Genomic DNA, 26,108 nt, shown 5'->3' with positions numbered 1-26,108 from the left:
GCGATTCGCGCATAATCCGGAAATCCGAAGCCATGCTAATCCACGGCTCACCATCACAAGTCCGGGAGGAATCGCCGTCATGAACAACTTCAACCTGTCCAGCCAAATCAACCAATGCGAGCACCTGATCCAACAGCTCGTGAACCAAACGCAGCAGGCCAGCCAAATGTATCAGCAATTGCAGCAGCAAGAGCAGCAAAACGCTTCTCGCCTCGAGGAGCTGGCTCAACGCGAGCACAAGGCCGCCCAGATGATCCAGCAAGCGCTGCACGGCCACCAAACGGCGATTCAGCAGCTGCAGCAGGTCGGCCAAATCTGCCGTCAGCTGGAGCAGACGGTCAACATGCAAATGTCGCAGCAAGCGATGCAATCCCAGCCGTCCTCCACCCAGTTCGGCGGGTTTAATGCGTTCCCGCAGCAACAGCAACAGCAGCACTTCTCGCCGATGGGCGGCATGAACAGAAGCTTCCAATAAATCGTCCCATGCAGACGAACAAAGGCCGCCTGCTCCGATGGCTTCATCGGAAACAGGCGGCCTTTCTCGATCGTAAACGTCTCGCTCACAGCCGCTCGAAGCGCAAAGCGATCGCATCCCTGTAAAGCGCGGACAGCTCCGCTTCGGTCTCCGGGCGCTGCCGGTAATGGTCGCCCAGCATGACCTTGTGGTTGAGCTCGATGACGAGCGGCCCATGCAGCGCGGTATCGAGAATGTCGACGGAGCAGAATGCCATATCCAGCGCCGCGGCTGCCCGCACGGCGAGCGGCGACAGCCGCTTGCGGTCGGCGGCGGGCACCTCGACGGATCGCGCGCCCTCCGCGAGGTTGTGCTTCCAGGAACCGCTTCGCCGCTTGCCCACCCAGACGCGGGCTTCCCCGTCCAGCACGACGATCCGATACTCGAGCTCCGCCTCCCGATACGGCGAGATCGCCGCATGCCGCTCGAGCGCAAAGACGGCGTCGAGCGCTTCCCGCAGCTCATCCGGCCTGCGAACGCGGTATACGTGCCGCCCCTGCGCGCCGTCGTCCGGCTTCACGACCGCGTCGCAGCCGAACCGGGCGAATGCGGCTTCGGCGCGCAAGTGCGCTTCGGCGCTGCCGCCGCCGAACCTGTAGCCCGGATGCGGCACAAAGAGATGCTCGACGCACGGCACGACGGCCGCACGGAGCGCATCGGACGCGGCGGATTTGCTCAGTGCGAGCGCCGACGCGGAGCTCGGATTAAGGCCAAGCTCCGCGTCCGTCATCAGGAAGCTCGACGCGCCTTTGCAAGCGCGGTACGTAAGGTCCGGCGTGATCGTCTCGAACGATACGCCTTCCGCCTCGCCGGCCCGCTGGATCAGCTTCAGGTAAGGGCGGGTCGTGCCCCCCTGCCGGCCGTCGCGCAGCCCCCTCCAGCCGAACGAGCCAATCATGCCCCTGCGGGAATTGCGCGCGCAGCGCATCCCGCAGCCAAGCGCGCTCCGTCGCATCCAGGCTCGGCAGTACCGCGTTTATGTCCATTTCGTCTTTTTCCCGGATCGGGACGCTCCCGCCCTTGTACAGCAGCTGAATCTCGGGTCTTAGGTAGGGAATCCCTTCGTCCGTTCGGACGAACAGCTCCGCCGCGGGCCTGCGAATCGACCTTGTTCTCCGATATGTCCACCAGCCGTCCGAGAGATCGACCAGCATAAGCTGGAACGCCCACGGCGAAGCCGAATCGCGCCTGACCCAAATGTCGGTCTCCTCCGTCAGCCGATCCCCCCGCGCCAAGCCGGGTCAGACGTCCCTTTTCCGCCAAGTGAAGCTCCCAATCCGCGCCCAGCCGCGCATAGACCGATGCGTAATCCGCGAGCGGCAGCAGTACGTCGATATCGTCATGCGGCCGCGTTTGTCTGCCGAGTCGCAGATCCAGCGCCCATCCGCCCGCGATGCCCCACGCCCCATCCCATTCTCCGAACAACCGGTGGATCTCCGCCACGCCTAGCGGCGCCCATACATTCGCTGCGTCTGCCATTTTCGTTTCTCCCGTTCGCTCGTGATGCTTCTATTGTAATGGAAGCCGCGCGCGTTGCGAACCATGCATCTTCAGCCAACTTTCAGTCTCGTTTAAATGGCGTTTAAGGTTGACGGCGCATAATGGGTTTATCGATGGTCAAGCATACATGTTTTTATAAAAGAAGGAGGGCGCTTATGGCCCAGCAAAAGTGGATCAAATGGATCGTCGGACTGTCGGGCGTTGCCGTATTTACCGGCTTCGTCGGGTTGATATCGGCTAACGGGGGAGACGAAGCCGGCCCCGACGATCGATCAGTCGGGCAGCTCCATCGCGCAAGGCGACGATCAGATCACCGACCAGTGGCAAAGCCAAACGGACGAAGGACAGTCGGGCGGGTTCGAACGCCGCGGCGGACGCAGATTCGGCGACATGGGATCGGGCGGCGGCACGGAGAACCAGATGCCGTCGAACGGCCAAGGCAGCATGCGGACGCACGCATCTTGATGCAAGGAGGCGTAGTAAGATGGAGAACGACAGCTTCAGGGCGATGAATACGACGATTGCCACCCAGGGCTTGCCGGTTCGCTGGCGCGCGCAAGCGAGAAGCTGGTTTGCGTTCGCGGAAGCGCAGCTGAGCCGATTCCTTCCGGACAGCGAGCTGTCGAAGCTGAACCGCGCGGCGGGCGGCCCGTTTCTGGCGACGCCGCTGCTCTATCAGGTGCTCGCCGAAGCGGATCGCTATCATCGCGAGACCGTCGGGCTGTTCAGCCCCTACCTGGGCAGGGTGATGGAGCGGCTCGGGTACGGGGAAAGCTTCGAGCGGCTGAGTCCCGCGGAAGGAAATGACGGCAGCTCGTGCTGCGCTGATGGCGCGGCAGCGGAAGGAATTGCGCATGGCGGCAGGATCGCGGGCAGGATCGAGCTTGGCGGCAAGGTGCCGGCTGCGGATGCACGAGGCGACGGGTTGGCGGGTGCGGATGCGCGAGGCGGCGGGTTGGCGGATAGGAATACGCGGAACGGCGGATTGGCGAATGCGAGCGAGTGCTTCTCCGCTGCCGAGCTTGACCCGGGCAGCCGCGCGATCCGGCTTCGGGCCGACGTTGCGGTCGACCTCGGCGGCATCGCCAAGGGCTGGACGGCCCGGCATTTGGCGAAGCTGGCCCGGCAGGACGGCGTACGGACAGGCGCCGTCGGCGCGGGAGGCGACCTGATCCTGTGGGGCTGCCCGCCGGAAGGCTGGCGGATCGGCGTGGCGGATCCCTGGCGCCCGGAGCGTGACGCGACGAGCCTCACGCCTCGCAGAGGCGCCGGCATCGCGACCAGCAGCGCGGTCAAGCGGCGCTGGCAGGACCGGGGCGGCAGCGTGCGCCATCATCTCGTCGATCCGCGCACGGGCGATTCGGCGCGCACCGATCTGGCGCAGGCGACCGTGATCGCGCCGGATGCGGTCATGGCCGAAGTATACGCCAAATGCGCGTTGCTGCTGGGCGCCGATGAAGGCCCGGCCTGGCTTGAGCGGACGAACCCCCGCTGCGCGATGATCGGCGTTCGGTACGACGGCTCGCTCGTCTACGGCGGCGATCTGCAAACGTATGGGATAGAGGAGCGTGCGAGCGATGAACGGATTGGCTGATTGGCTGACCGTGTGGACGACGACCCGCGCGGCCGGCATTACGTGTTACCTGCTGTTGTTCGTGTCGACGGGCGCCGGCATTTTGACGAGTCTCAAACGGTTCGGACCGAAAACCCGCGCAGGCGTGCTCTTTCTCCACCAATCCGCCGGCTGGTTCGGCTTCTTGTTCGGCGCCTTGCACGGGGCAGTGCTGCTGTTCGACAAATACGTCGGCTACAGCCCGCTGGAGCTGCTCGTCCCCTTTACCGCGCATACTCACCCTTACTTGACGGGAATCGGCACGCTCAGCTTCTATATCTCGCTCGTCCTGATCGCTTCGTCGGACATGATGAAGCGGCTCGGCAAAAAAACGTGGCGTACGATCCACTTTCTCGCGTTCCCGGGCTTTTTTTATGGGGCTCGCCCACGGACTGCTCCTCGGCACCGACGCCGGCCAGCCCTGGATGAAATGGACGTATATCGCGACCGCGGGCCTGATCGTCGCGCTCACCCTTTTCCGCATCGCCTTGCCGAGCCCGACGGGCGTCTCGAAGGCTAGAGCGAAGGCGGCGGCATGAAGCCGCAGCAAAGCGGGCATGACCTCCTCTGACAGGAGATCATGCCCGCTTTTTCACGTTCAGCCGACGCGCACGACGAGCGCGTTGCTCAGCAATCGCCCCGGCTTCGTCAAATATTTTCCGTCCATCCACAGCCCGCTTGAAGCGCCGCCGTCGAGATTCATCGCCTGCCAGGCGCCGGCCTGCTTCATGATCTCCGCCAACTGGGGAATCGTCGCGCCGCTCGTCGTGAGCAGGATCAGCCGATGATCGCGCGTGATGCCGAGCGCGCTGCGCGCCCCGCCGTTCGTCAATATTTTCGGATCCTTGAAGCCTTCGCCGACGATATCGAGCGCGACTTTGCCGTTCGCGACGAGCCGCGGTCCCGCTTGCACGGCGCCTTCGACTGCGCCTTGGTCGAAGCGGTCCATGAACGAGAGACCGGGGACGATCTCCGCCAGTTGATCGGCGCCGTACAGGAAGGTCGCCCGCTTGTCTCCGGAGCTGTTCTTCTTCAGCTTGCCGCTCCCCGCGATGTAGCCGTAGGGCGCTTTGTAGTCGCTATCCGTATAGGCGTCGAAAAAAGTGCCGTTGATCGCGACCTTCGCTTTGGTTCGTTTCGCCATGCTGCCCAGCTCCTCGACCTTGCCGATCCGGTCTCCGGCGAGCACGGTATCCAGGCGTACGTCCGGATGCAGCAGCGAGACGGTGACGACCTGCGCGTCGAAGCTTTTGCCTCCGAGTTTGAAGCGCTTCGCAGCTTGCTCGACCGGCTTCATGTCCGCCGGATGCTTCCCTCTTGCGACGGGAAGCCGCAGCGAAGCGCCGTCCTGCGCGACTAGCTGCGCCGCATCCGGATCGCGCTCCCAGCGAACCGTCCAGCCGAACGCCGAGGTTAACGCAGACAGCGGTACGTACAAGCTGCCTCCTTTGTTGAACGGCGCCGCCTTTAGCGTCAGAGAAGCGCCGTTCAGGGTCGCGGCCGCGAGGCCGGACGACATAGAGAGCGCGTTTCCCTCGCCCACCGTGATCGTTATGGTGCGTCCATCCTCGCCTTGTCCCAGCCACGCCCCCCGCGAAACCGTTCAGCGAACGAAGCGTGATAAAGGATCTCCCTTGCGTATCCACGTAGATCAAACCTTTCGCAGGCACAGCCGCCGCCGCAACCGTTCGGGCGCCCGATGCCGCCGAGGTCAACAAGACCGCGATTACAGCAATGGCAGTCACGAACCACAACCAACGTTTCATCATCTTCTTTCTCTCTCTCCTCTGCCTCATGTATTGTCTATATCGGCAGCAAGCGGTTATCAAAGAAGCCGATGTCCTCCCCCTCTGCGGAAAGTATGCCCGACTGATTATCTACTCGGTTTATTTCCGGTTGGGACTTCTGGGGCGATGGGCCGGCGGGTTCGGTGAGGTTTGTTTCCGTTGGGACTTCGGGGAGTAGAGAGTGACGGATGGGCGGGAATAGTTGCTCTTCAAGACATTATCGGCGATGAAGGCGACGCTGGAGCTTAACAAAAAAGGAATCACCCGCATCGACCATGGATCGCGCAAGACATTCCTTCGCAAGGTATTTAGCAAAAGTACGCGATAGGCAAGCGCATCATTGTGCTGGACTTGTCTATCGCGCAAATCTGCATCATACACGTTTGCAACGCCGCAAGCTAAGACGGCCGCTGTATCACACACTTTTGCAGGATACGTGCGACCAAAGCGCTTGGAGCAGCGGCGGAGTTACGCTCGCCGCTCCTTTTCGCACTCACGCGCCATCGCGACTCTGCGGCGATTCGCGCGCTATTATGAGCGCCGCGTATCCGTCGGCTGCGCCTTCAGCGAGAACGGACGCGGCCCTTGGTGCGGACGCGCCGCCTGCTGCTGGCGCCCGCCGCCCTGCGGCTGGCTCTGGCGTCCTTGCGGGGCCGCGCCGCCGCGACCGGCGTCAGCCCGTCCGCCCTGGCCTGCGCTCTGACGCCCTGCTTCCTGCCTGCCGCCGGCCCCGTCCGGACGCCCGCCGCCTTGGCGCCCGCGGCCGCCGCGCTGCCGCTCGCCCTCTTCCTTCGGCTCGCTTGGCGCAGAGCCCAGCGGATACGGATGCCCCGTGATCTCGGGAATCTTCTTGCCGATCAGCTTCTGAATATCCCGCAGATACGGAAGCTCCTCTTCTTCGCAAAGCGAGATGGCGGTGCCGCTCAGACCCGCGCGGCCCGTACGGCCGATGCGGTGCACGTAAGTCTCGGGCTCGTTCGGCAGGTTAAAGTTAATAACGTACGGCAGCTCGTCGATGTCGATGCCGCGCGCGGCGATATCGGTCGCGACGAGAATGCGCGTCGTGCCGTTCTTGAATCCGGCGAGCGCGTTCTGACGCGCGTTCTGCGACTTGTTGCCGTGAATGGCCGCGGACGAGACGCCCGCCTTGGCCAGATGGCGCACGACGCGGTCGGCGCCGTGCTTCGTGCGGGTGAACACGAGCGCGGAAGCGATTTTTTTGTCGCGCAGCAGGTCGAGCAGCAAGGTCTGCTTGTTCGCCTTGTCCACCAGATATACCGACTGCTCGATCCGCTCGGCCGTGGAGGATACCGGCGTCACCTCGACCTTGGCCGGGTTGACGAGGATCGTCTGCACCATCTTGGTGATCTCCGTCGGCATCGTCGCGGAGAACAGCAGCGTCTGCCGCTTCTGCGGCACCTTTGCGATGATGCGCTTCACGTCGTGCACGAAGCCCATGTCCAGCATCCGGTCGGCCTCGTCGAGCACGAGGATCTGCACGTGGGACAGATCGATGAAGCCCTGGTTCATCAGGTCGATCAGTCGGCCCGGCGTGGCGATGACGATATCCGCGCCGCGCGCGAGCGCCTCCTCCTGCGGCTTCTGGGACACGCCGCCGAAGATGACGATGGCGCGCACGTCAAGGTGACGTCCGTAAGCGCGCACGTTGTCGTAGATCTGGATCGCCAGCTCCCGCGTCGGCGTCAGCACGAGGGAGCGGATCGGGCGGCGCTTGCCCGGCGGCTTCTGCTGATCGCTGAGCAGCTGGAGCATCGGCAGCGAGAACGCGGCCGTCTTGCCCGTGCCCGTCTGCGCGCAGCCGAACAGGTCCCTGCCCGCGAGCACGACGGGAATCGCTTGCTCCTGGATCGGTGTAGGCGTCGTATAGTTTTCTTCACTCAGCGCTTTGAGAATCGCCGGCTTGAGCTTGAGGTCGTTGAAGTTCATGGAATCTCCTTTATGTTAAGCGTATCGTACAATGGTCATGCCAAGCATTATACCCTACCTGAGACTGGGATTGAAAGGCGCAGGCGCCATATCGACGCCCGAAAATGCAAATAAAGGCAATTTTCGCGATCGTGCGAAGCTTATCTGCGCCGATTCTGCTACTATTAGATAAACTGTACCCGTTTCGAAAGGAAGGCTACCCATGATGAATGATGGCGCGCAGGCGCATGCGAGCGGCCGCTTCAAAGTCGTTACGCTGTGCGGATCCACGCGGTTCAAGTCGGAGTTCGAGCGCATCAATGCCGAATTGACGCTGGCGGGCAACGTCGTCATCTCCGTCGGCGTCTTCGTTCACGCGGAAGGCTCGGCAGTCGACGAAGCGCAAAAGCGACTGCTGGACCACGTTCATTTGCAAAAAATCGACATGGCCGACGAGATCCTCGTCGTCAATCCGGGCGGTTATATCGGGGACAGCACGAGGAAGGAGATCGAATACGCGACGCACACGGGCGTACCGGTCCGCTACCTCGTTCCGCCGGCTCCCAGCGATCCGGACGCGCCATCCGATAGGAGGGAACTCCCATGACCTTGATCGTGCATGCCGAATCTCCCGAAGGACGCCGCTTGCGGCAAGCCGATCCCGTTCTGGGCCGGCTCATCGAACGCGTCGGAGAGATTCGCCTGTCGCCGAGCCGCACGCCGTACGAAGCCCTCGTCGGCTCGATCGTGTCCCAGATGCTCTCCGCCAAAGTCGCCGGCGTGATCAAGCAGCGGCTCGTGACGCTCATCGGCGGACCGCTGACGCCCGAGTCGCTGCTTGCGCACGACGAAGAAGCGCTGCGGAGCGTCGGCCTCTCCTACGCCAAGATTCGCTCGATCCACGATCTCTCCCGGCGGACCTTGTCGGGTGAGCTGGACTACGAAGCGCTGGCCGTCCTGCCGGAGGCGGAAGCCGTCGTTATGCTGACGCAGGTGAAGGGGATCGGAAAATGGACGGCCGAGATGTTCCTCATCTTCTCCCTCGGCCGACCCGACGTACTCTCGCTCGGAGACGCCGGCCTGCAGCGCGCCGCCCAGTGGCTGTACGGACGCCTCAATCCCGACGAAGCGCCCGGCTTGCCTCGCACGGTACGCGGACCGATGGAGTCCATACCGGAGCATCGCCTGCCTCTACTTGTGGCGGGCGATCGACGACGGCTACGTGGACGGACGATCTGAGCTGTAGCGGCGCAGGCATGAGCGGCACGATTCGAATGATGCTGTAGTGGCAAGAAGTTACTCTGCAGCCTCACGACATGATCCAGATGATGCTATAGGGGAAAAATGTTACTCTACAGCCTCGCGACACAATCCGGATGATGCTGTAAGAGCAAAAAGTTACTCTACAGCCTCGCGACACGATCCGGGTGATGCTGTAGAGGCAAAAAGTTACTCTTCAGCCTCACGACATGATCCAGATGATGCTATAGGGGAAAAATGTTACTCTACAGCCTCACGACATGATCCGGATGATGCTATAGGGGAAAAATGTTACTCTACAGCCTCGCGACACATTCCGGATGATGCTGTAAGAGCAAAAAAGTTACTCTACAACCTCGCGGCACGATCCGGATGATGCTGTAGAGGCAAGAAGTTACTCTCCTCTACTTCACGGCCTCCCCTTACAATCGCAAACAAGCGCAGGCGGGGGCCTGCGCTTGTTTGCCGACGGACCGCGCTGCGGCCGCCAGTGAACCTCTGTTAGACCAGCTCTAAGCTCTAGATCCGCTCCAGGAACGGAACCGCCATCGCGGCGATTCGGGCGTGCCCCCCGCGCGTTCGGGTGCAGCCCGTCGTCCGTGAACAGCGGAAGCGTCAGCCGGTTCAACCCGCTCTCCGCATACAAGTCCAGCACGGGAAGCGCGTATTCGCGTCCGAGCGCGGAGACCGCTTCCGCATAGTCGCCGAGACGGTGTCCCGGCGCGTTGGGCCGTGCGATATCGTAGCCGTCCTTGTCCCGCTGCAGCGGCGTCCACAGGCTTAAGCGGCAGCCCGGATTCGCCGTCAGCACCGATTCGATCAGCTTCCTGTAAGCGCCGACGAAGGTGAGCGGGTCGTCCCCGTCCCGGCATCCGATCGGCTTGTCGAGCCGGTAGTCGTTCGTCCCCGCGAAAACGGTGACGAAGTCCAAGCCGGCGTCGACCGCCGCCGCCATGTTAACGGTGGCGCCTTCGTCGGTCGCGCCGCCGGCCGTCATCGGACAGCCGCTCCTGCCGTAGTTTAGCACCTCCGACAAGCCCAGCGCAGCCTGCACGATCGGCTGGTAGCCGTTAGCGGCCGTGATGCTGTCCCCGAGCGTCCCCCAGCGCTTGCCTTGCCACTTCACCCCGTTCACGCTCCAATCCGTATAACCGTTTCTTTACTCCGCCGCCGAAGACGCCGAAGATGCCGAAGCCGCCGCTTGTTCGCCCAGCCACGCGCCCTGCTCCACGAGCAGACGCCGAAGCTCGGGCACCCGAATCCCGCGCGAGCCCGTGCCTTCGCGCATCGCCAGCGCCGCCGCGGTGCCGGAGGCCTGCCCCATGGCGAAGCAGTTCGGCATGACCCGCAGCGAGCCCTGCACGGCGCGATCCGACGATGCGGCGCGTCCCGGCACCCACAAATTGTCGATGCCGACGGGCAGGAGCACCCGGTACGGCACGCCGTGCGACTGCCCGGGCTCCAAATGCGTGAAGGTCATCTTGCCCTTGCTGTTCGCCAAGTGAATGTCGATGTAATAAGCGTTGCGCGCGATGTCGTCCGGGAACGAGCGGGCGTTCATGAAGTCCTCCGCCGTCAGGACGTAGTCGCCCTGGATGCGGCGCGTCTCGCGGATGCCGACCTGCTCGCCGCTCGCGACCAGGTGCGCATGCTCGAAGCCCGGCACGTACGTTTGAAAAAACAGCAGCTGCCGCTCGACCAGCCGCCGCCCCTCGATCGCGCCGCGCGTCAAGTCTTCGGCCTTCGTGCCGTCGATGCCGAACACGTGACCGAAGTTGACGCCCACGAGGTAATCGTTCACCCAGGCCAGGCCCGAGATCGACTTGCGTCCTTCGGGGAGCGCGCCCTCCGCGATCGCCCGCTCGACCGTGGCGTGCAGCTGTCCGGAGTCTCCGGTCTCGTCAAGATAGCGGCGAAAGCGCGCGCGGTCCACGTTCGCCAGCAAATAACACATCGACCCTGGCTGCAGCTCGCCTTCTTCCCCGCCCTTCTGGAACGGAACGCCGGCCAGCGCGGCGATGTCCGCATCGCCCGTGGCGTCGATCACGTACCGCGCGCGGATCGCCGAGCGCCCCGTCTTGTTGACGACGACGATGCCCTCGATGCGCCGGCCGTCCGCCGACTTCAGCACGTCGTAGACGAAGGAGTGGAAAAGCGTGCGGACGCCGTGCTCCCCGAGCGCGTCGTCGTATACGCGCTTGAGCGTCTCGGGGTCGATCGGCACCCAGTCGAGCGTGTCCTTGTACTCGCTCCGATAGTCGGCGTTGCACGCCTGCTTCATCCGTTCCATCAGCGCCATGCCGATGCCGCGGACGATCGGCTTCTCCTTGTCCGTGAACGGGCAGAACGCCGGCACGAGCGACACCGTTCCCATGCCGCCGAGGTAGCCGCGCTGCTCGACGAGCAGCACGCTCGCGCCGTTCATGGCGGCGGCGATCGCCGCGCCGATGCCGGACGCGCCGCCGCCCACGACGACGACGTCGGCCTCGTGCGAGACGGGAATGTCTTGAGCGGGCAGCGTCACGCTTTTCCCCGGCTGTCCGACCTCTCTATCGAAGCTCATGCCCCGGCACCTCCCCCCTTCGCCTTCCAGGCAGAGCCGAACCAGATCGTTCACGTCCGCCGTCGCCAGGCATTCCACCGTATCGGCCGCGCCGTAGTAGATCTTCACTTCGCCTGATTCCTCCAGAATCATGCCGCCGGGGAAGATGACGTCGTTGCGGAATCCGCCGTCCGTCTCGTAGGGCGCCTCCGGCGCGAGCAGCGGCGCGCGGGACATGCCGACGATCTTGCCCGGATCGTCCAGGTCGAGCAGCATGATGCCAGCCGAATAACGCTTCCTCCAGGCCGGCTCCCAGCCGTTCTTGCCTCGCGACGGATCGATGTCCACGGCGTGAAACGTCGTCAGCCAGCCCTTGTCCGTCTTGACCGGCGGCGCGCCGGGACCGATCTTGTCGTTGGCGAACGGCACGTGCTCGACGCCCATCACGAGACGGGAGCCGCCCCAGTAGCGCAGGTCCGGCGAATCGGACAGCCACATGTCGAAGCGGTCGACGCCGCCCCGGCTGTACACCGGGAACGGACGCTCGAGCCGCACGTACTTGCCGCCGACCCGCTCGGGGAACAGCACCATGTTGCGGTTGTCCGGTACGGACAGGCTGAGGACGTCGAAGCGGCTGAAGTCGTCGGTGACCGCGATGCCGCCGCGCACGCCGTGCTTCGTATCGACCGCGAAGCACAGATGGCAGCGGCCGTCGACGACGGTCAGCCGCGGATCGTACACGCGGGTCACTTCCTCGTCATGCCAACTCCAGCAGGGTGCGGGCTGCACCTCCCAGGTCACGCCGTCGTCGCTGTAGGCGAGCCCCAGATTCGTCGTGCTGTGCGGCTCGATCGTGCCGAGCGCGGCATTGCCGTAGTCGTTGCGGAATACCATCACGTACTTGCCTTCGTACTTGGTCACGCCCGCGTTGAACACCATCGCCGGCCCGTACGGCACGTCCTCCGGCTTCAGAATCGGATTCGCCTGGTGCCGGCGGACGAGCGTGCTGGACGCCAGCGCGCCAATCGTCGATACAGTCATGGTTTCCCCTCCATAATGATCTCTATGTCTAGCCTTTGACGGAGCCGGCCGTCGCCTGCATGAACGACTTGTTGGCAAGAATGTAGACGACGAGCATCGGCAGGATGGACAGGCAGGCGCCGGCCATCATCAGGTTGAGCTGCATCGCCGCCGACGAGCCGTACCGGAGATTGGCAAGTCCGACGGTCAGCGTCTGCAGATGCGGATCGGTCAGCGTGAATACGAGAGGCAAAATGTATTCGTTCCACGCATGGCGGAAGGCGAAAAGGCCCGATACGCCGAGTCCCGGCGCGAGCAGCGGCAGGATAATCCGGTAGAAGGTGCGGATGAAGCCGGAGCCGTCGAGCATGGCCGACTCGTCGAGTTCGCGCGGAATCGCCTTGAAGAAGCCCAACAGGATAAAAAAAGTACTCGCGTGCGCGCTGATGAGAATGAGGATGACGCCCCACAGCGAGGAATTCAGGTGCAGCTTGACCATCAGGTCGAACTGCGGCCGCAGCACGACCGCGCCGACCGAGACGAACATCGTCGACGCCTGAAGTCCGACGTACAGCGCCCTGCCTGGAAAAACCCGGCGGTCGACGACATACGCCGCGGCGGCGGCAACCAGCAGCGTGCCGACGGTCGCCGCGACGCTCATGTAGACGCTGTTCCAGGTGAAGCGGGCGAAGTTGCTTTGGCGCCACGCCTCCGCGTAATTGCCGAACTGCCAATCGGTCGGCAAAATATGGCCGCCGCTCATCAGATCCGCGTTGGTCATCAGCGAGCCCGTCACCGTCATCAGGATCGGGAACAAGGTCAGGGCGGCGACGATCAGCAGAAATAGCCAGAGGACCGTCCGGCCCGCGACAGCCGCGAACCGCGCGCCTGACAGGCCGGAGGCGGCGCCGTCCCGGCGCTTGTGCGGGACCGGTTTGCCCATTGCAGCCGTTTGTTCGTTCATGCGAATCGCCTCCTTAGAACACCTTGTTCATTTTCCGGCTCATCCAGTAGTAGACGGCCGTGATCATGCCGACGATGATGGCCGTCGTAAAGCCGACAGCGCTGCCGTAGCCGAACTGCTGGTCGACGACCGCGCCGGACGTAGCGACCGGGAAAAGCAGCTTGTACAAATACAGATACATGACCTCGGTCTTGCCGATCGGACCGCCCTCCGTCATGACCATGATGCTCTCGTAGCCCTTCAGCGCGGCGATGATGGCCAACATGATGATGATCTGCATGACCGGACCGAGCATCGGCACCGTGATGCGCCAAAAGCGCTGCGCGGGACCCGCGCCGTCGATCGACGCCGCCTCGTACAGGTCGTGCGGAATGCTCTGCAGTCCCGCCAGGAACAGCAGCATATAGTTGCCGACGGCGCCCCACACCGCCGCCAGAATGACGGTCAGCATCGCATGCTTCGGACCGAGCCATTCGAACGGGCTGCCGATGAGGTGATACTTCATGAGCAACTGGTTGACCATGCCGTTGTACGAGTTGAAGATCAGGTAGAATACGACGGCGATGACCGCCGAGCTAATGACCGTCGGCATAAAAAATACCGCGCGCAGGAAATGGCGCCCGCGAAGCCTGCCGTTCAGGATGACCGCCAGCAGCAGCGACAGCGGCACGGTGATGAGCAGCTTGCCGCCGGCGAACACGAACGTATTGCGCACCGATTCCCAGAATGCCGCATCGCGCAGCAGCCGCCTGAAGTTGTCCAGCCCGACGAACGTCTCCGCGCCGTAACCGGGATAGTCGTAAAACATATAGCGCAGCACCCAGATCAACGGGTAAATGCCAAGCGCGACGGTGAGGATGACGCTGGGGAGCAGCAGCAGCGAGTTTTCTCTCAGACGGGTCCAGCGCGTCATGTCTTCCACTCCTTCCGGGGATAACGAAGGGCCTTCGCCAATAGCGCACGAAAGCCCCCGCTTCCTTCTCTATCGTCTTGCGATTACGACCCCAGCTTCGACGGATCGAAGGACGGATTCGGCTTGCGTCTTGACGTCGCCCTTCTCGACCGCTTTGGCCAAGGCGTCATTGTAGCGCGTATTCAGATCCGTGACGACCTTGCTCACGTCGCCGCCGCTCAGCATGTACTTGAAGAACGCGTCGGCATAGTTCGCCCCTTCGGGCGTCACGCTCGGAGAGACCGGCCAGATCGAATCGTGCTCGCCGACCAGGAAGCCTTCCATGCCGGGGATGTCCGGGCTCTTGGCCTTCTCCGCGATGCTCGGGACGACCGAGATGCCGAAGCCCTGCTCGTGATAAGCGGTCAAGATATCGTCCTGATACATGTATTCCATGAACTTCCATGCCGCATCCTTATGCTTGGACTTGTCGCTGATGCCGAGCCAGGTGCCGGCGGAGACGATCTCCGACGTGCCGACCTGCTTGCCTTCGAGCGTCGGCGCGAGCGCGGCGCCCCAGTTGATCGTCGTCGGGAATTGATCCTTGTACACGCCTGGCTCCGTGGCGAACGAGAGGTACATGCCGATCTTGCCGGCCGCGAACTGGGCGCGCATCGGATCGATGTCGAGCGTCTCGGCGCCGGGCAGCACGCTGCCGTCGGCCCACATTTGCTTGAAGTATTCGACGACCTGGCTGTAAGGCTTGAAGTCGAACTGCGCGGTCTTCAGGTCGTAACCGAGCCCCTGATAGCCGCTGAGCGACAAAATTTCGCGCATGGAACGGTCGAACGCGCTTTTCGGGTTTTTGAAGTTGAGCGCGAAGCCGTAAGCGCCCTCGCTCTTGCCCGCCGCGGTGATCTTCTTGGCGTCGTCGACCATCTCCTGCAGCGATTGCGGCGGATTGGCGATGCCGGCCTTGTCGAACAGATCCTTGTTGTAAACGAGGCGGAGCGTCTGCCCCGAGTTCGGCAGGCTGTACAGCTTGCCCCCGAAAATATTGACGCCGTCGAGCAGCAGCGAGGAGAACTTCGTCTTCATGTCGTCCGTGACGTATTCGTCGATCGGCGCCAGATAGCCCTTTTTTGACGAACGTCTCCGTATTGGCGCTCTTCAGACGAAGAACGTCCGGCGCCTTGTTGCTCGAGAAGGCGATGTCCACGCTCTGATTGTAATTCTCGGACAGCACGGTGAGCTCGACCTCGATGTTATCCGAATTTTCGGCATTGAACTTGTCGATGAGCGACTTGATATATTCCTGGTCGTGACGGTCGTCGGTCCAGTACGTGATGACGGCCTTCTCGCCGGATGGCGCCTTGGAAGGCGCCGCGGACGACGATGAAGCCGCGGACGACGCAGGAGCGGAGCTTGCGCCCCCGTTGTTCGAGGAATTGCCGCACGCTGCCGTGCCGATCGCGAGCACGGCCGTCAAGCCGAGACCCAGGCTCTTTTTCCACATGTGTAACTACCCCTTTTGATCGTATAGTGTTGCTACGTGTTCATTATAGGCGCGGTCCGCCTGCGGGAACGTACGGCGAGTCGACTGTCCAGGGCGACATTCTTACGGTCTTGGCGTCCGGTCGCCGCCGGCGGCGTAGCTGTCCCGGAATTCGGACGGCGTCATCCCCGTCACCCGCTTGAACGTCTCGCTGAAATACCGCCGCTCCTCGTAGCCGACTTCGGCCGCGACGTCCTGCACGGGCTTGCCGCTCAGGATGAGCTGCTTGGCCCGGTTCATCTTTTCGCCGGTCAAATATTGCGTGAAGGTCAGTCCGGTGACGCGCTTGAACAGGCTCGAATAGTAGCTGACGCTCAGGTGCGCTTGCGAAGCGCATTCGCTTACCGTGACATTGCGGGCGAGACAGGACTTCAAGTACTCGAGCGACTTGTAAATGACCGCCTCCCCCCTCCGAGCGCGCATGGCTGCGCACCAGCTCCGCGCCGCTCGCGCACAGCAGGCGAAGCTGCTGCTGCAGGCCGGCCAGCGTCGCGCCCGCGGAGGTGCGCTGCGCCTTGTACCGGTCGACGAGCGGCTGCAGCTCCGGCTGCGGCACCAGTTCGTAGAGCGTGCGGATCGCCGCGGCCGCGAGCTCCTCGTACAGACCGAGCAAATAGTCGGGGGTCGGCTGCGGCTCGAGGCGGCCGAGCGCTTGCGCCATGTCCGCGAGCAGCGCGGTCGCGCGGTCGGCGCTGCCGGCGCGCAGGACGAGCAGCAGCTCGTCCTTGTGCTCGAGGGCGATCGGCTCCTGCCGATCGGTCTTCGGCAGGCTGCCGTAGCCGATCGCGCCGTTGCCCTCCGTATACAGATGGTAGGCGAGCGCGGATTCCGCCTGCCGGTACGAGTCAGGCAGCTCGGCCACCTCCTCGACGCGTCCGCCGGTGCCGACGGACACGGTGAACTTCGTGTAGCGCTCCACGTTCTGGCAGACGCGCTCCGCGATCTCGTCCGTCCCGAACAGGCCCGGGTCGTTCAGCACGGCGGCGAACCGGTCGTCGCCCGCCCGGAAGACGACGCAGCTCGCGTGCCTCGCGATCGTCTCCTCCGCGATATTCTGCAGGGAGAAGCGGATCAACTCCACCTCGCGGACGGACAAACCCGCCACTTGCGCGGGGAAGCCGTCTATTTTCATCAGCATGACCGTGAAGCCCCGGGGGAGCCAGCCCGACGCCCAGAAACGCCCAACGCCGCTCCGCCCGCTCCCAGGTCGTTCGGTGGCGGACGAGCAGCGAAAAGTATTCCTGCCGGAGCAGCGGCATGCTCTCGCGCACCTTGCGCTCCAGCTCCTTGCGTCCGAGCGACTGCGTCCGCTCCTCCAGCGCTTTTTCCTTCGCGCGCAGCACGACGTCCGAGATCTCCGTCTCGGTGAAGGGCTTCAGGACGAAGTCGAACGCGCCCAGTTGAACGGCCTGCTGCGCATAGTCGAACTCCGCGTATCCGGTGATCAGAACGACCTTGCACGACGGCTTCAGCGCGAGGACCGCCTTCAGCATCTCCAACCCGTCCATCCGGGGCATCCGGATGTCGGTGACGACGATATCCGGCATCGTCCGCTCGACGAGCGCGAATCCCTCCTCGCCGTTGTAGGCGGAGCCGGCCAGCTCGATGCCGCGGGACGCCCAGTCGATCGCGGTCAGGCCCGCGACCACGCTGCGGATATCGTCGATGACGATCATACGTACGCGTTCAGCGTCTTCCATCTTAATCCTCTCCTCTCAGCGGTATGCGCAGCGTGATCGTCGTGCCGCGGTCCGGCGCGCTCTCAATGGAGAGCCGCGCCTCGTCGCCGTATACGAGCTGCAGACGGCTGACCAGATTGTCCAGCGCATAGCCGCCGCTCTCGCCTTCTGCGCGGCTGAGCTGCTTGACGTCGACCGCGTCCATGCCGCGCCCGTTGTCCCGAACCTCCACGATCCAAGCGTCGCCGCCGGCATCGCGCCGCGCCGCGATGCCGATACGGCCGCCGTCCTCCATGTCCTTGAAGCCATGCAGGATCGCGTTCTCGACGAGCGGCTGTAAAATGAGACGGGGGACCGGCCGGGCGAGCAGCGCGTCGTCCTCGACGCCGACCGCATAGTCGAACAGGTTCTCGTAGCACAAGCTTTGCAGCTCGAGATATTGGCGGACATGATCCAGCTCCTTGTGCAGCGTCGTCATCTCCCGCCCCTTGTTCAGACCCAGCTGGAACAGGCGGGACAGCGCGACGATCATCCGCTGCGAAGGCTCGACCTGCCCCAGATTCAGCTTCCAATAGATCGTGTTCAGCGTGTTGTATAAAAAGTGCGGATCCATCTGTGCGGACAGCGACTTGATCTCCGCGGAGCGCTTGCTCGCCTCCGCCGACTTGACCTCGTCGATCAGCACGACGATCTGCTCCAGCATCCGATTGAAGCGGAAGCCCACTTGCGCCAGATCGTCCTCGCGGTCGCTATCGAAGCGCGCGGTCAAATCGTTGCCTTCGACCCGCTTCATGACAAGCTGCAGTCCCTTGAGCGGGCGGAGCAGATAGCGCGTGAACCAGCCGGACAGCAGAAAGGTAACGAAGAAGCTAAGCGCCGTGATGAGCAGAATCGCCCATTTGACCGCGTCGAGATCCTTGAGCACCTCGCTCTTGGATTGAACCGCCACGACCGTCCAGTCGTTAAGACCAAGACGCGCGTAGTTAAGCAGATAGTCCTCGCGGCCGAGCCGGACCGTCGTGTACCCCGCTTCCGCCTCGCTCTTGAGAAATGCCGACGCGCGGCCGCTGCGCGCCGTCTGTCCGGCGAGCGGATCGTCGTCGGCATAGACCAGTCCGCCGTCCGAATTCAGCAGAAACCGCTCGGAGCCGCCGGAGGCCGGCGAACCCACGATCTGGCGCAGACCGCTCTCGCGGATGTTGACGACGACATAGACGTCGGTTGTCGAGAATTGGGCGATCGGCAGCAGGATCAGGGAAACGACGCGAGGATTGCCCTTGAACAGCGGGTCCTCGTGTCCTTCGATCCAGATGTTGCGCTTCGCCTTCGCGGCGCGCGCGTAAAGCGCCGTATCCTTGAACGCGACGGACCGGTTCAAATTCATCGGCAGCGGATAGAAGTCGCCGATCGGCGTGGAAATATAGATGGATTGAATGAGCGGCTCGGCGATGCGGGCCTGGGAGAAGACGTTGTCCATATTGGACATATGCGTGAAGTAAGCGCTCGCATTTCCGCTCGCCGCGTCCTTCAGCATGTTCTGGAACGAATTGCTGATCATGAACGTCATCATGACGACCATCAGATTGTTCAGCTTTTCGTCGACGACCTGCGCCGACTTGGCGACCGTATCCTGGGTCAGCGTCAGCGCCTTGTCCTCCAGGATGCGCGCGGTCGTCGTGTAGGAGAACAGGCCGGTAATCAGAATCGATAAAACCGAGATGACCAGGAAGGCCGACTTGAGCTTGTTGCGAAAGGAGAGCTTGGAGATGTTCATCGATAGATCACGCCTCGCGATTGAAGTCGGTTGTATCTCCGATTATGTCATTGTGAACGCGTACCTACAAATATAATCGAGCCGTCCGGCGGGCGGGAGCGGTGAACGTACGGTAAAGGGATACGATTCGACGGCGTCGGGCGGAGGGAAGGGGACCGACGGGGTAAAGCATAAATAACGAAGCGCGGCATGGCGCCGCTTGAGGAGGAACGAACGCATGAAACCGTTCGACTATTCGCTGGACTACGACGGCCTCGATCTGCGCGCGCATCCCGAGCTGTACGCGGTGGGCCGCGGCGAGCAGGGCGTGCTGATGGTGGAGCCCTACAAGAGCGAGATACTGCCGCATTGGCGCTTCAAAACGCCGGAGGAAGCGGAGGCATCGTCGGTAAAAATTTACGATATGTTCCTGGCTTACAAAGCCGCGGACGACTTCGTCGGCATGGATATGGCCCGCAAGTTTTTGCAGATGGGCTTCACCCGCGCCCGCCGCTACGCGAACCACAAGAGCGGCCGGAAGTATGCGTCCGCCGACGGCGCCGAGCTGCCCGACCGGCAAGACCCGGTCAAGGCGGAGTCGGCGGCGATCTTCAAAAGAAATGGGACGAGGCCCGCACCGATCCCGACTACTTGGCGATGAAGAAGCGCCATCGGGAGCGGTACGAAAGCGACCGCGACAGGCGGACATGAACCGCCCCGCTTACAAACAGCCCAGCACCCAGCCTTCCAGCGCGGCCGTTCGCAGCTCGTCTGACGTGAGCGTCCCCAATCGAAAATACGGCGCGAGGACGCCTGCCCGATCGCGCTGCTGCGCCCACTCCGCGACGGCGAAGGCGTCGGTCTCGTGGTCGGAGAGCGTCATGCCGTATCGCGCGGACGGAGGCGAGGCCTTGTAGGCGAGACGTTCCTTGCATATTTTCGGATAGACCTCCGCCACGATATGTCCGTCGATCGGATGGACAGCCGGCTCCCCCCTCGACAGGCGCGAAAATATGATCGTAGGGCCAGCACTGGACCCGGCCGCGTTCCGTACGCAGCCGGAGTTCGGCCAACCAGGGCAGCCCGGCATGCGTCGAATAGGATACGGTTTTTGTCATATGCCCGTACGTGCGGTCCAGGTCCAGCACGCTGCTGGCTCCGACGGCGTAACGCGCCTCCGTCAGACGCAGCAGATCGGCGTTGCGGTACGGCGCCCCGTTTTTCTTGCATGCGTCGACGGACGATTGTCGCGTGTCCCAATGACGAGAGAGCCAAACAAGAAACGCGTCCCAGGAGCGCAGCCCGTAATATGCGAGCTCGGACTTCGGATACGAGAAGCCGTGATCGATGCCGACGAACACGCGCCTGTCGGTCTGCGCCAGCTCCGACATCAAATAACCGTACAGCCCGGAGCGCGACCACCTTCCCAGCGGGTGACGGGGATTGCGCACGACGGCGGGCGGCTCGTCGCCTGCGGCTCTTACGACCGCAAGTCCGGGTATTTCTTTGTCGGGAAGCCCGGCTCCCGAATAGTCGACGCCGATATAGACGTCGAACAACGAATCTCGCAGCGTCATGCCGTCGCTCCCTCCGATTTTTCGCATTCCGCAAGGCTCGCAGGGAGCCTTCGTTGCAAGCGATAGTTCCGAGCCCTCGTTCCGACTTCATTGTTAGCCGACTTCGTTGTTAGCCGTCATTCGCGGTTTCGGTTCTCGCGCAGCCATGTCCCCGCGGCGTCGACCGCCTCCCTGGCCCCGAACAGCCGGCACTCGGCTTCGCCGATGCGGCCGGACGCGACATGCCCGCTCTTGTCGAACAGAACGCCGATCCGCTCGAAGTCGTCCGCGTCGTACGCATAATCCTCGAACCAGCGCCATTCGCGCTTCCCGCCCGACCGGACGGCCGCGCCCATGCGCTTCATCGGCATGCCGGGAAGCCGGGCTTCGGCCAGATGCATGCAGGTGCACGAATCGTACCCTGCGCCGAGCAGCAGCACCTTGGCATCCAGCCCGCAAAGCTTGCCGAGCGGCGAGGCTTCCCCGAACTGCGGCGTCAGCGGGTGCCCGGATACGATGTAGGCGGCGTGCCTGCCGTTGGCCGTGAGGGATACCTGCGGATGGTCGGAGCGCAGCGTGCCCGGCCAGGTCCGGAACAGCTCGGCGATCCGCCCCATTCCCCGCGTCGGCGTTAGCGCCGGATCGAACGCGGGCATCTCGCTATAGATCGTCTCGAGCCAGTCCGCCGGCACCGCCGGATGCTGCCATTCGGCCGGATCGCTCCAGTCGCCGCTCTGAGCGGGCATGACGAGCGTGCCTTCTTCGCCGACAGCCTGCAGGAGCGCCAGGATCACGGCCTGCGGACCGCCGCATACCCAGCCCATGCGGGACAAGGAGGAATGGACGAGCAGCGTGTCGCCGGGCCGAACGCCCAGCTGCCCGAGCTGCGCCGTTATCGTCGATATCGTGTTCGGCCGCCTCGTGCGGTCGACGATGTCTTTTTCGCTCATCGCGCATCAGCTCCATTCTTAAATATTGATTGCAATTAAAGCGTCGAAAATCGCGCGTCGGAATGGCTTAACTTTTGTCGCCCGGCGTGTTATATCTGAAGGATACATACGCGAATGGAGGATTCCCGGATGAACGTCCCGTCTCTGGTCAAGTACATCCTGACCAAAAAAAGGCGCCATTAAAGATTATCCGTTCGGCGACCAGCCGCTCGTGCTGAAGGTGTCGGGCAAAGTGTTCGCCCTGGTGGACGAACGCGGCGAGCCGCCTTCCGTCAGCCTGAAGTGCGATCCCGTCCTCGCGGAAAGCCTCAGGCAGCAGTATGCCGCCGTCATTCCCGGCTACCACTTGAACAAGATGCATTGGAACACCGTTCGTCTCGACGGCACCGTGCCGGACGCGGACCTGAAGGCGATGGTCGATCATTCCTACGATGCGGTCGTGAGCAAGCTGAGAAAAGCGGATCGCGAAGCGCTCGAGATGCGTTTAGCCCCGTTTCCCAAGGACGGGGACGCCCGTCGCAACAAGTAAAGTTCAAAAAAGCGGACCGCCACGAAGGCGGTCCGCCTCTTTTAATTAACGCGCACGAACAACTCGCGGTACCGCTCGTAATCCGCCGCCCTGCAGCTGAGCGACAGGCGCGTCCCCGTTTCCTCGTACTCGGTGCTTCTTACGTCGGCATGCTCGTTGAAGTAAGCGACGAGTCGGCCCTGGTCGTACGGGATCAGCACCTCGCCCTCGACATAGTCGCCGAAGACGCGGTCGCGAATCAGCTTCACGAGCTCCTCGACGCCTCGGCCGCTCGCAGCGGACAGATACACGATGTCGCCGTCGATGCGCGGGTAGTCGGCGTCCGGCAGCAGATCCGCCTTGTTGTAGGCGTAGATGGCCGGAATCCCGTCCGCGCCCAGATCCTTCAGCGTCTCCCGGGTGACGGCGATATGCTGCTCGAATTCGGGATTGGCCGCATCGACGACGTGAATGAGCAGATCGGCCTCGGACACTTCCTCGAGCGTGGAGCGGAACGCCTTCACGAGATGGTGAGGCAGCTGGCTGACGAAGCCGACCGTGTCCGCGAGCAGAAACGTTTTGCGGTCCGGCAGCGAGATGCTTCTGACGGCCGTCTCCAGCGTGGCGAACAGCATATCCTTGGCCAGCACGCGCTTGCCGGATTCGGGCTCGTAGGCGGCGAGCAAAGCGTTCATGAGGCTCGACTTGCCTGCATTCGTGTAGCCGACAAGGGCCACGACGGGCACCTCGTTTTTCTGGCGCTGCTTGCGCTGGACCTGGCGGCGGGCGACGAGCTTCTCGAGGTCCTGCTGCATATGCGAAATGCGTTCCTCGATCCGACGGCGATCGAGCTCGAGCTTCGTCTCCCCGGCGCCGCGGTTTTTGAGTCCGGACCCGCCGCCTTGGCGTCCGAGCGATTCGCGCAGGCCCACGAGCCGAGGCAGCATGTACTGGAGCTTCGCCACCTCGACCTGCAACTGCGCCTCCTTCGTCTGCGCGCGCTCGGCGAAGATGTCGAGGATCAGAATCGTGCGGTCGATGACCCGGCGCTCCAGCGCGGACTCCAGGTTGCGGATCTGGGAGGGCGACAGCTCGTCGTTAAAAATGACAGTCGAAGCGTCGAGCTCCGCGGCGATCGCCTTCAGCTCCTCGACCTTGCCGCTGCCGATATAATGGGCGGAATTCACGCGTTCCGCCTTCTGCGTCAGCTCGCCGACCGTCTCGATGCCGCAGGCGTCGGCCAGGTTGCGCAGCTCTTCCATCGCATATTCGAAGCCGGGCGCGTTGTTCAGCTGAACGCCGACGACGATCGCGCGCGCCAGGTTGTTCGGTTCGATATTTTCTCGTTCCATACATTCATCATCCTCTCATGATCGAAAAAAACAAAAAAACACAGGCGTCGTCCGCCTGCGCTCAGGGTGATCAGATCGAGGAAACGCGATTCGCCCGACGAGGGAAAATCGCGCTCGAAATCATGCCTATCCAAAGGCCGGCCGCCGGCGGACGTCCAAACGTCCGCGAACAAGCGCAGCTCCCGCGCGGGTTGCCTTCGAATGTAGACAGACTTCATCTGAGTCCCCTGCCCGCAGGCAGAGCTTGGGCGCTAATCATTAGCCGACCAAAGTGCGAACTCGGATGTAGTCTATCACACGGCAACCCTCCGTTTTCGTAAAGTAAATCGATTCTAACACATGCCGCAGCGCCATGGCAAACGCTTCCTCTTGAACAGGCTGCCGAACGGCGACGATTGATGCCAGGCTGGTAAAACGAAACCGGTCCGTACACTGTCAACGCAACTTGCCGAGCACCGCAGTCTCAGCTCGTCGCCTCCAGCCACCGCCGCACGGTTTCGCCGATCTTATCGGCTTTTTCCCGCACGTCGTCCATATCGACGAGCTTAACGATCGCGCGATCGTCGGCGGCCCATTCGAGCAGCCTTGTAGGGTCCTCTCCCAGCGTAGCGCGGACATTCAGATCGTTTTTCTTGGCGCCTGCATGGAAGACAAGCCGGATCATCCCCTTGCCCTGCAGATTAAACGTGACCCGATCCTGGCCGTCAACGCTGTAGCTGGGCGCATTCCACTTGATGCCCTCGACCAGACGGGCGTCCGCGTCGCGCACAATCGCGCGCAGCGCCTCGATCTCCATCTTCATCGGGTGCTCGAGCTTGTCCATGAAGTCGGCTGCCGCCAGCTCGGCAGCCGTTCCCCTCTCCTTTGGCATCCGGTGCACGCTCCGCTGCTTTCGCTTTTTTTGCGTTATGTCCATTTTACCATTCGCTTCCTCCTTCCGACACCTCCCTCGCGTTGCGCGCCAGTTTCCAATCGCCGCTCGGTCTGTTACTATAGTAAGCAATAAACCGCATGCGACTGGCGAGATCAGTGGAATCGACCACGAGGGAGCATGCGGCGGGACCCTTCCGTTCGCCTGGGAGAAAAGGATCCGCGCGCAGGACTCGTATGCGAGTACGAGCCTGCCGCGGGTCCTTTTCGTTTTACATTTCAGATTCCCAATTCAAGGAGGAACGAGGCATGGCGACGATTCTGAAAGCCAAGGAAGCCGCGGAGCGCATCTACGACGACGTCCGCTCGCGCGCGCAGGCGCTCAAGGCGACCGGCATACAGCCGCAGCTGGACGTTATTTTAGTCGAGGGGGACCCCGCTTCCGCGTATTACGCGCAGGCCAAACGAAAAATCGCGGACCGGCTCGGCATCGCCTATCGCCTTCACGAGCTGCCGGCCGACGCGACCGAAGCTTCATTATTGCAGTTGATCGCAGAATGCAACGCGGTTCCAGCCGTCCACGGCATTTTGCTGGAGCTGCCGCTTCCCGCCCATTTGTCCGCGCGACGCATCGAGCGGGCGATCGCGCCGGCCAAGGACGTCGACGGCGTATCGCCCGCCAACAAGCTCGCCGTCGTCACGGGCGAACCCGGCCTCTACCCGGCTACGCCCCAAGCTTGCATCGCGCTCGTCAAGCATTACGGCTATGCGCTCGAGGGTGCCGACGTTACGCTCATCGGACGCGGCCAGACCGTCGGGCTGCCGCTCTTCCATCTGCTGCAGCGGGAGCAGGCGACCGTCACCGTCTGCCACTCCCGCACGCCGGATATCGCGAAGCACCTTGCGCGCGCGGCGTTCGCCTTCGTCGCCGTCGGCCGCCCGGATACGGTGACGCCAAGCATGATCCATCCCGGCCTCGTGCTCGCAGACGCCGGCATCAACGAGCTTGCCGACGGCAGCATCGCCGGCGATGTCGCCGCAGGCGCGGGCGAGCTCGCTGCCGCCTATTCGCCGGTGCCGGGCGGCGTCGGTACGCTGACGACCGCGATCGTATTCAGAAATTTGATGGAGGCGATCGATTGGCAGCAAAAGGAGGCGACGGTCGAATGAACGACATCTCGTGGGAGCAATCGATTCGGAGCTTCATCGGCCAAGCGGGCAGCGCAGACCCGACGCCCGGCGGCGGCAGCGTCGCCGCGGTCGTCGCCGCGCTCGGGGCCGCGATGACTTCGATGGTCGGCCGGCTGTCGCAGGGCGACAAATTCGCCTTGATCCGGCCGCAGGTCGAGGAGACGCTTGCGGAGATGAACCGTCTGAGCGCCGAGTGCGAGACGCTCATGCATGCGGACATCGCGTCGTTCGGCCGCTATATGGACGCGCTGCGTCTGCCGAAGGCGACGGACGAGGAAAAAACGCGGCGCCGGGATGCGCTGCGCGAAGCCGCCGCGCAGGCGACCGCGGTGCCGCTCCGGCTCATGGCGCAATGCCGGGAGGGCTTGACCCATACGCTGCGTATTGCCGAGGGCGCCAACAAAAACGTACTGTCCGACCTGGCAATCGCCGCCATATTGCTGGAAGCCGCGGCACGGTCCGCGCTCCTGACCGCGGAGATTAACTTCGCCGCCCTCGGGGATCCGCAGCTTGCCGAGGCCTATGCCGGGCAGGCGAACGAAGAGATGCGCCGTATCGCGGATATGGCGGGGGAAGCGCAGGACATCGCCCGCCGCAGGATGCGCGAATAGCCTGCCTCCTTCGCCCCGCTTTGTTCGTGGACCGAGGGGACGCTATTTTCGTTAAAAGTAGCCCGG

Annotated in this window: 24 protein-coding genes, 4 pseudogenes and 1 riboswitch; of the genes and pseudogenes, 10 read left to right on the top strand and 18 right to left on the bottom strand. The window is 63.1% G+C overall.

Annotation, left to right across the window (positions count from 1 at the left end; translation table 11 throughout):
- The first annotated feature begins 79 nt into the window (after positions 1 to 79).
- The gene (locus OMP40_RS16510) at positions 80 to 475 is read left to right on the top strand and encodes a hypothetical protein (RefSeq protein ID WP_277532825.1); all 396 of its coding nucleotides are present in this window, start codon (positions 80 to 82) and stop codon (positions 473 to 475) included.
- 85 nt (positions 476 to 560) lie between these two features.
- Here OMP40_RS16510 and OMP40_RS16505 read toward each other — a convergent pair whose 3' ends face one another.
- Both OMP40_RS16505 and OMP40_RS16500 read right to left on the bottom strand, forming a co-directional pair.
- Entirely contained in the window at positions 561 to 1,412 is an 852-nt protein-coding gene (locus tag OMP40_RS16505; RefSeq protein ID WP_277532822.1) for an ATP-grasp domain-containing protein, read from the bottom strand.
- Complete coding sequence (locus OMP40_RS16500; protein WP_277532821.1) at positions 1,409 to 1,993, bottom strand: nucleotidyltransferase domain-containing protein; 585 nt, start codon at positions 1,991 to 1,993, stop codon at positions 1,409 to 1,411. The genes OMP40_RS16505 and OMP40_RS16500 overlap by 4 nt, the downstream gene beginning before the upstream one ends.
- A gap of 505 nt (positions 1,994 to 2,498) precedes the next feature.
- Between OMP40_RS16500 and OMP40_RS16495 the strand changes: the two genes are divergently transcribed.
- Positions 2,499 to 3,608: an FAD:protein FMN transferase gene (locus tag OMP40_RS16495; protein WP_277532819.1), complete on the top strand. Its 1,110-nt coding sequence runs from the start codon at positions 2,499 to 2,501 to the stop codon at positions 3,606 to 3,608.
- Positions 3,592 to 4,146, top strand: coding sequence for a ferric reductase-like transmembrane domain-containing protein (locus tag OMP40_RS16490; RefSeq protein ID WP_277532818.1), 555 nt, complete (start codon positions 3,592 to 3,594; stop codon positions 4,144 to 4,146). Before OMP40_RS16495 ends, OMP40_RS16490 begins: the two co-directional genes overlap by 17 nt.
- 78 nt (positions 4,147 to 4,224) lie before the next feature.
- Here the strand turns inward: OMP40_RS16490 and OMP40_RS16485 are convergent, their stop codons facing one another.
- Both OMP40_RS16485 and OMP40_RS16480 read right to left on the bottom strand, forming a co-directional pair.
- Entirely contained in the window at positions 4,225 to 5,145 is a 921-nt protein-coding gene (locus OMP40_RS16485; protein WP_277532816.1) for a phosphodiester glycosidase family protein, read from the bottom strand.
- 799 nt (positions 5,146 to 5,944) lie between these two features.
- Complete coding sequence (locus tag OMP40_RS16480) at positions 5,945 to 7,360, bottom strand: DEAD/DEAH box helicase (protein WP_277532814.1); 1,416 nt, start codon at positions 7,358 to 7,360, stop codon at positions 5,945 to 5,947.
- A gap of 202 nt (positions 7,361 to 7,562) precedes the next feature.
- Between OMP40_RS16480 and OMP40_RS16475 the strand changes: the two genes are divergently transcribed.
- Both OMP40_RS16475 and OMP40_RS16470 read left to right on the top strand, forming a co-directional pair.
- A complete protein-coding gene (locus OMP40_RS16475) occupies positions 7,563 to 7,946 on the top strand; it encodes a hypothetical protein (protein ID WP_277532812.1) in 384 nt (127 codons plus the stop codon).
- A complete protein-coding gene (locus tag OMP40_RS16470) occupies positions 7,943 to 8,578 on the top strand; it encodes a DNA-3-methyladenine glycosylase family protein (protein ID WP_277532810.1) in 636 nt (211 codons plus the stop codon). The genes OMP40_RS16475 and OMP40_RS16470 overlap by 4 nt, the downstream gene beginning before the upstream one ends.
- A 430-nt stretch (positions 8,579 to 9,008) precedes the next feature.
- On the opposite strand, the gene OMP40_RS16465 is transcribed toward OMP40_RS16470, so the two are convergent.
- From OMP40_RS16465 to OMP40_RS16440, 6 genes and pseudogenes are all read right to left on the bottom strand, one after another.
- A complete protein-coding gene (locus tag OMP40_RS16465) occupies positions 9,009 to 9,725 on the bottom strand; it encodes an SGNH/GDSL hydrolase family protein (RefSeq protein WP_277532808.1) in 717 nt (238 codons plus the stop codon).
- A gap of 33 nt (positions 9,726 to 9,758) precedes the next feature.
- A complete protein-coding gene (locus tag OMP40_RS16460) occupies positions 9,759 to 11,162 on the bottom strand; it encodes an FAD-dependent oxidoreductase (RefSeq protein WP_277533239.1) in 1,404 nt (467 codons plus the stop codon).
- A 21-nt stretch (positions 11,163 to 11,183) separates the two neighbouring features.
- Positions 11,184 to 12,182: pseudogene (locus OMP40_RS16455) on the bottom strand (glycoside hydrolase family 130 protein); the annotation flags it as partial.
- A gap of 28 nt (positions 12,183 to 12,210) precedes the next feature.
- A complete protein-coding gene (locus tag OMP40_RS16450) occupies positions 12,211 to 13,125 on the bottom strand; it encodes a carbohydrate ABC transporter permease (protein WP_277532806.1) in 915 nt (304 codons plus the stop codon).
- Positions 13,126 to 13,138: 13 nt separating this feature from the next.
- Positions 13,139 to 14,038 (bottom strand): carbohydrate ABC transporter permease, encoded by a 900-nt coding sequence (locus OMP40_RS16445; RefSeq protein WP_277532805.1) that lies wholly within the window; start codon positions 14,036 to 14,038, stop codon positions 13,139 to 13,141.
- 69 nt (positions 14,039 to 14,107) lie between these two features.
- A complete protein-coding gene (locus OMP40_RS16440; protein ID WP_338131138.1) occupies positions 14,108 to 15,115 on the bottom strand; it encodes an extracellular solute-binding protein in 1,008 nt (335 codons plus the stop codon).
- 245 nt (positions 15,116 to 15,360) lie between these two features.
- On the opposite strand from OMP40_RS16440, the gene OMP40_RS40185 reads away from it, so the two are divergent.
- Positions 15,361 to 15,552, top strand: coding sequence for a hypothetical protein (locus OMP40_RS40185; RefSeq protein WP_338131137.1), 192 nt, complete (start codon positions 15,361 to 15,363; stop codon positions 15,550 to 15,552).
- An 83-nt stretch (positions 15,553 to 15,635) separates the two neighbouring features.
- Here the strand turns inward: OMP40_RS40185 and OMP40_RS16435 are convergent, their stop codons facing one another.
- The 4 genes and pseudogenes from OMP40_RS16435 to OMP40_RS16420 all read right to left on the bottom strand — a co-directional run bounded on the left by OMP40_RS16435 (position 15,636) and on the right by OMP40_RS16420 (position 19,025).
- Positions 15,636 to 15,995: a helix-turn-helix domain-containing protein gene (locus tag OMP40_RS16435; RefSeq protein WP_277533238.1), complete on the bottom strand. Its 360-nt coding sequence runs from the start codon at positions 15,993 to 15,995 to the stop codon at positions 15,636 to 15,638.
- A gap of 451 nt (positions 15,996 to 16,446) precedes the next feature.
- Positions 16,447 to 16,704, bottom strand: a pseudogene (locus OMP40_RS16430) (DNA-binding response regulator); the annotation flags it as partial.
- Positions 16,705 to 16,975: 271 nt separating this feature from the next.
- Positions 16,976 to 17,248 (bottom strand): annotated as a pseudogene (locus OMP40_RS16425) (response regulator); the annotation flags it as partial.
- Between the two features lie 25 nt (positions 17,249 to 17,273).
- Entirely contained in the window at positions 17,274 to 19,025 is a 1,752-nt protein-coding gene (locus tag OMP40_RS16420) for a sensor histidine kinase (protein ID WP_277532803.1), read from the bottom strand.
- A gap of 217 nt (positions 19,026 to 19,242) precedes the next feature.
- Here OMP40_RS16420 and OMP40_RS16415 point away from each other — a divergent pair.
- Positions 19,243 to 19,715, top strand: a pseudogene (locus OMP40_RS16415) (DUF4385 domain-containing protein).
- On the opposite strand, the gene OMP40_RS16410 reads toward OMP40_RS16415, so the two are convergent.
- Both OMP40_RS16410 and OMP40_RS16405 read right to left on the bottom strand, forming a co-directional pair.
- The gene (locus tag OMP40_RS16410; RefSeq protein ID WP_277532801.1) at positions 19,652 to 20,608 is read right to left on the bottom strand and encodes a hypothetical protein; all 957 of its coding nucleotides are present in this window, start codon (positions 20,606 to 20,608) and stop codon (positions 19,652 to 19,654) included. The pseudogene OMP40_RS16415 and the gene OMP40_RS16410 sit on opposite strands and share 64 nt — an antisense overlap.
- Before the next feature lie 89 nt (positions 20,609 to 20,697).
- A complete protein-coding gene (locus OMP40_RS16405) occupies positions 20,698 to 21,510 on the bottom strand; it encodes an AAC(3) family N-acetyltransferase (protein ID WP_277532800.1) in 813 nt (270 codons plus the stop codon).
- 178 nt (positions 21,511 to 21,688) lie between these two features.
- On the opposite strand from OMP40_RS16405, the gene OMP40_RS16400 reads away from it, so the two are divergent.
- Positions 21,689 to 22,039 (top strand): MmcQ/YjbR family DNA-binding protein, encoded by a 351-nt coding sequence (locus tag OMP40_RS16400; RefSeq protein WP_277533237.1) that lies wholly within the window; start codon positions 21,689 to 21,691, stop codon positions 22,037 to 22,039.
- A gap of 41 nt (positions 22,040 to 22,080) precedes the next feature.
- Here OMP40_RS16400 and hflX read toward each other — a convergent pair whose 3' ends face one another.
- Both hflX and OMP40_RS16390 read right to left on the bottom strand, forming a co-directional pair.
- A complete protein-coding gene (gene hflX / locus OMP40_RS16395; RefSeq protein WP_277532798.1) occupies positions 22,081 to 23,370 on the bottom strand; it encodes a GTPase HflX in 1,290 nt (429 codons plus the stop codon).
- Between the two features lie 463 nt (positions 23,371 to 23,833).
- A complete protein-coding gene (locus OMP40_RS16390) occupies positions 23,834 to 24,241 on the bottom strand; it encodes a DUF1801 domain-containing protein (protein ID WP_277532796.1) in 408 nt (135 codons plus the stop codon).
- A 132-nt stretch (positions 24,242 to 24,373) separates the two neighbouring features.
- A riboswitch (ZMP/ZTP riboswitch) is annotated at positions 24,374 to 24,458 on the top strand.
- Positions 24,459 to 24,549: 91 nt separating this feature from the next.
- On the opposite strand from OMP40_RS16390, the gene OMP40_RS16385 reads away from it, so the two are divergent.
- Positions 24,550 to 25,410 carry a bifunctional 5,10-methylenetetrahydrofolate dehydrogenase/5,10-methenyltetrahydrofolate cyclohydrolase gene (locus OMP40_RS16385; protein ID WP_277532794.1) on the top strand — a complete coding sequence of 287 codons (861 nt, stop codon included), beginning with the start codon at positions 24,550 to 24,552 and terminating at the stop codon, positions 25,408 to 25,410.
- Positions 25,407 to 26,042 (top strand): cyclodeaminase/cyclohydrolase family protein, encoded by a 636-nt coding sequence (locus OMP40_RS16380; protein WP_277532793.1) that lies wholly within the window; start codon positions 25,407 to 25,409, stop codon positions 26,040 to 26,042. The genes OMP40_RS16385 and OMP40_RS16380 overlap by 4 nt, the downstream gene beginning before the upstream one ends.
- The last annotated feature ends 66 nt before the right edge of the window (positions 26,043 to 26,108 follow it).

This window comes from Cohnella rhizosphaerae (genome assembly GCF_029525575.1).
In the GTDB taxonomy this organism is placed as follows: domain Bacteria; phylum Bacillota; class Bacilli; order Paenibacillales; family Paenibacillaceae; genus Cohnella; species Cohnella rhizosphaerae.
This window is presented reverse-complemented; position numbering and strand designations above follow the sequence as displayed.

Bases quoted from the DNA above. Each gene is read 5' to 3' on its own strand.
- OMP40_RS16510 (WP_277532825.1), top strand. From the start codon at position 80: ATGAACAACTTCAACCTGTCCAGCCAAATCAACCAATGCGAGCACCTG.
- OMP40_RS16505 (WP_277532822.1), bottom strand. From the start codon at position 1,412: ATGATTGGCTCGTTCGGCTGGAGGGGGCTGCGCGACGGCCGGCAGGGG.
- OMP40_RS16500 (WP_277532821.1), bottom strand. From the start codon at position 1,993: ATGGCAGACGCAGCGAATGTATGGGCGCCGCTAGGCGTGGCGGAGATC.
- OMP40_RS16495 (WP_277532819.1), top strand. From the start codon at position 2,499: ATGGAGAACGACAGCTTCAGGGCGATGAATACGACGATTGCCACCCAG.
- OMP40_RS16490 (WP_277532818.1), top strand. From the start codon at position 3,592: ATGAACGGATTGGCTGATTGGCTGACCGTGTGGACGACGACCCGCGCG.
- OMP40_RS16485 (WP_277532816.1), bottom strand. From the start codon at position 5,145: ATGTCGTCCGGCCTCGCGGCCGCGACCCTGAACGGCGCTTCTCTGACG.
- OMP40_RS16480 (WP_277532814.1), bottom strand. From the start codon at position 7,360: ATGAACTTCAACGACCTCAAGCTCAAGCCGGCGATTCTCAAAGCGCTG.
- OMP40_RS16475 (WP_277532812.1), top strand. From the start codon at position 7,563: ATGATGAATGATGGCGCGCAGGCGCATGCGAGCGGCCGCTTCAAAGTC.
- OMP40_RS16470 (WP_277532810.1), top strand. From the start codon at position 7,943: ATGACCTTGATCGTGCATGCCGAATCTCCCGAAGGACGCCGCTTGCGG.
- OMP40_RS16460 (WP_277533239.1), bottom strand. From the start codon at position 11,162: ATGAGCTTCGATAGAGAGGTCGGACAGCCGGGGAAAAGCGTGACGCTG.
- OMP40_RS16450 (WP_277532806.1), bottom strand. From the start codon at position 13,125: ATGAACGAACAAACGGCTGCAATGGGCAAACCGGTCCCGCACAAGCGC.
- OMP40_RS16445 (WP_277532805.1), bottom strand. From the start codon at position 14,038: ATGACGCGCTGGACCCGTCTGAGAGAAAACTCGCTGCTGCTGCTCCCC.
- OMP40_RS16440 (WP_338131138.1), bottom strand. From the start codon at position 15,115: ATGAAGACGAAGTTCTCCTCGCTGCTGCTCGACGGCGTCAATATTTTC.
- OMP40_RS16435 (WP_277533238.1), bottom strand. From the start codon at position 15,995: ATGCGCGCTCGGAGGGGGGAGGCGGTCATTTACAAGTCGCTCGAGTAC.
- OMP40_RS16420 (WP_277532803.1), bottom strand. From the start codon at position 19,025: ATGAACATCTCCAAGCTCTCCTTTCGCAACAAGCTCAAGTCGGCCTTC.
- OMP40_RS16410 (WP_277532801.1), bottom strand. From the start codon at position 20,608: ATGCGAAAAATCGGAGGGAGCGACGGCATGACGCTGCGAGATTCGTTG.
- OMP40_RS16405 (WP_277532800.1), bottom strand. From the start codon at position 21,510: ATGAGCGAAAAAGACATCGTCGACCGCACGAGGCGGCCGAACACGATA.
- hflX (WP_277532798.1), bottom strand. From the start codon at position 23,370: ATGGAACGAGAAAATATCGAACCGAACAACCTGGCGCGCGCGATCGTC.
- OMP40_RS16390 (WP_277532796.1), bottom strand. From the start codon at position 24,241: ATGCCAAAGGAGAGGGGAACGGCTGCCGAGCTGGCGGCAGCCGACTTC.
- OMP40_RS16385 (WP_277532794.1), top strand. From the start codon at position 24,550: ATGGCGACGATTCTGAAAGCCAAGGAAGCCGCGGAGCGCATCTACGAC.
- OMP40_RS16380 (WP_277532793.1), top strand. From the start codon at position 25,407: ATGAACGACATCTCGTGGGAGCAATCGATTCGGAGCTTCATCGGCCAA.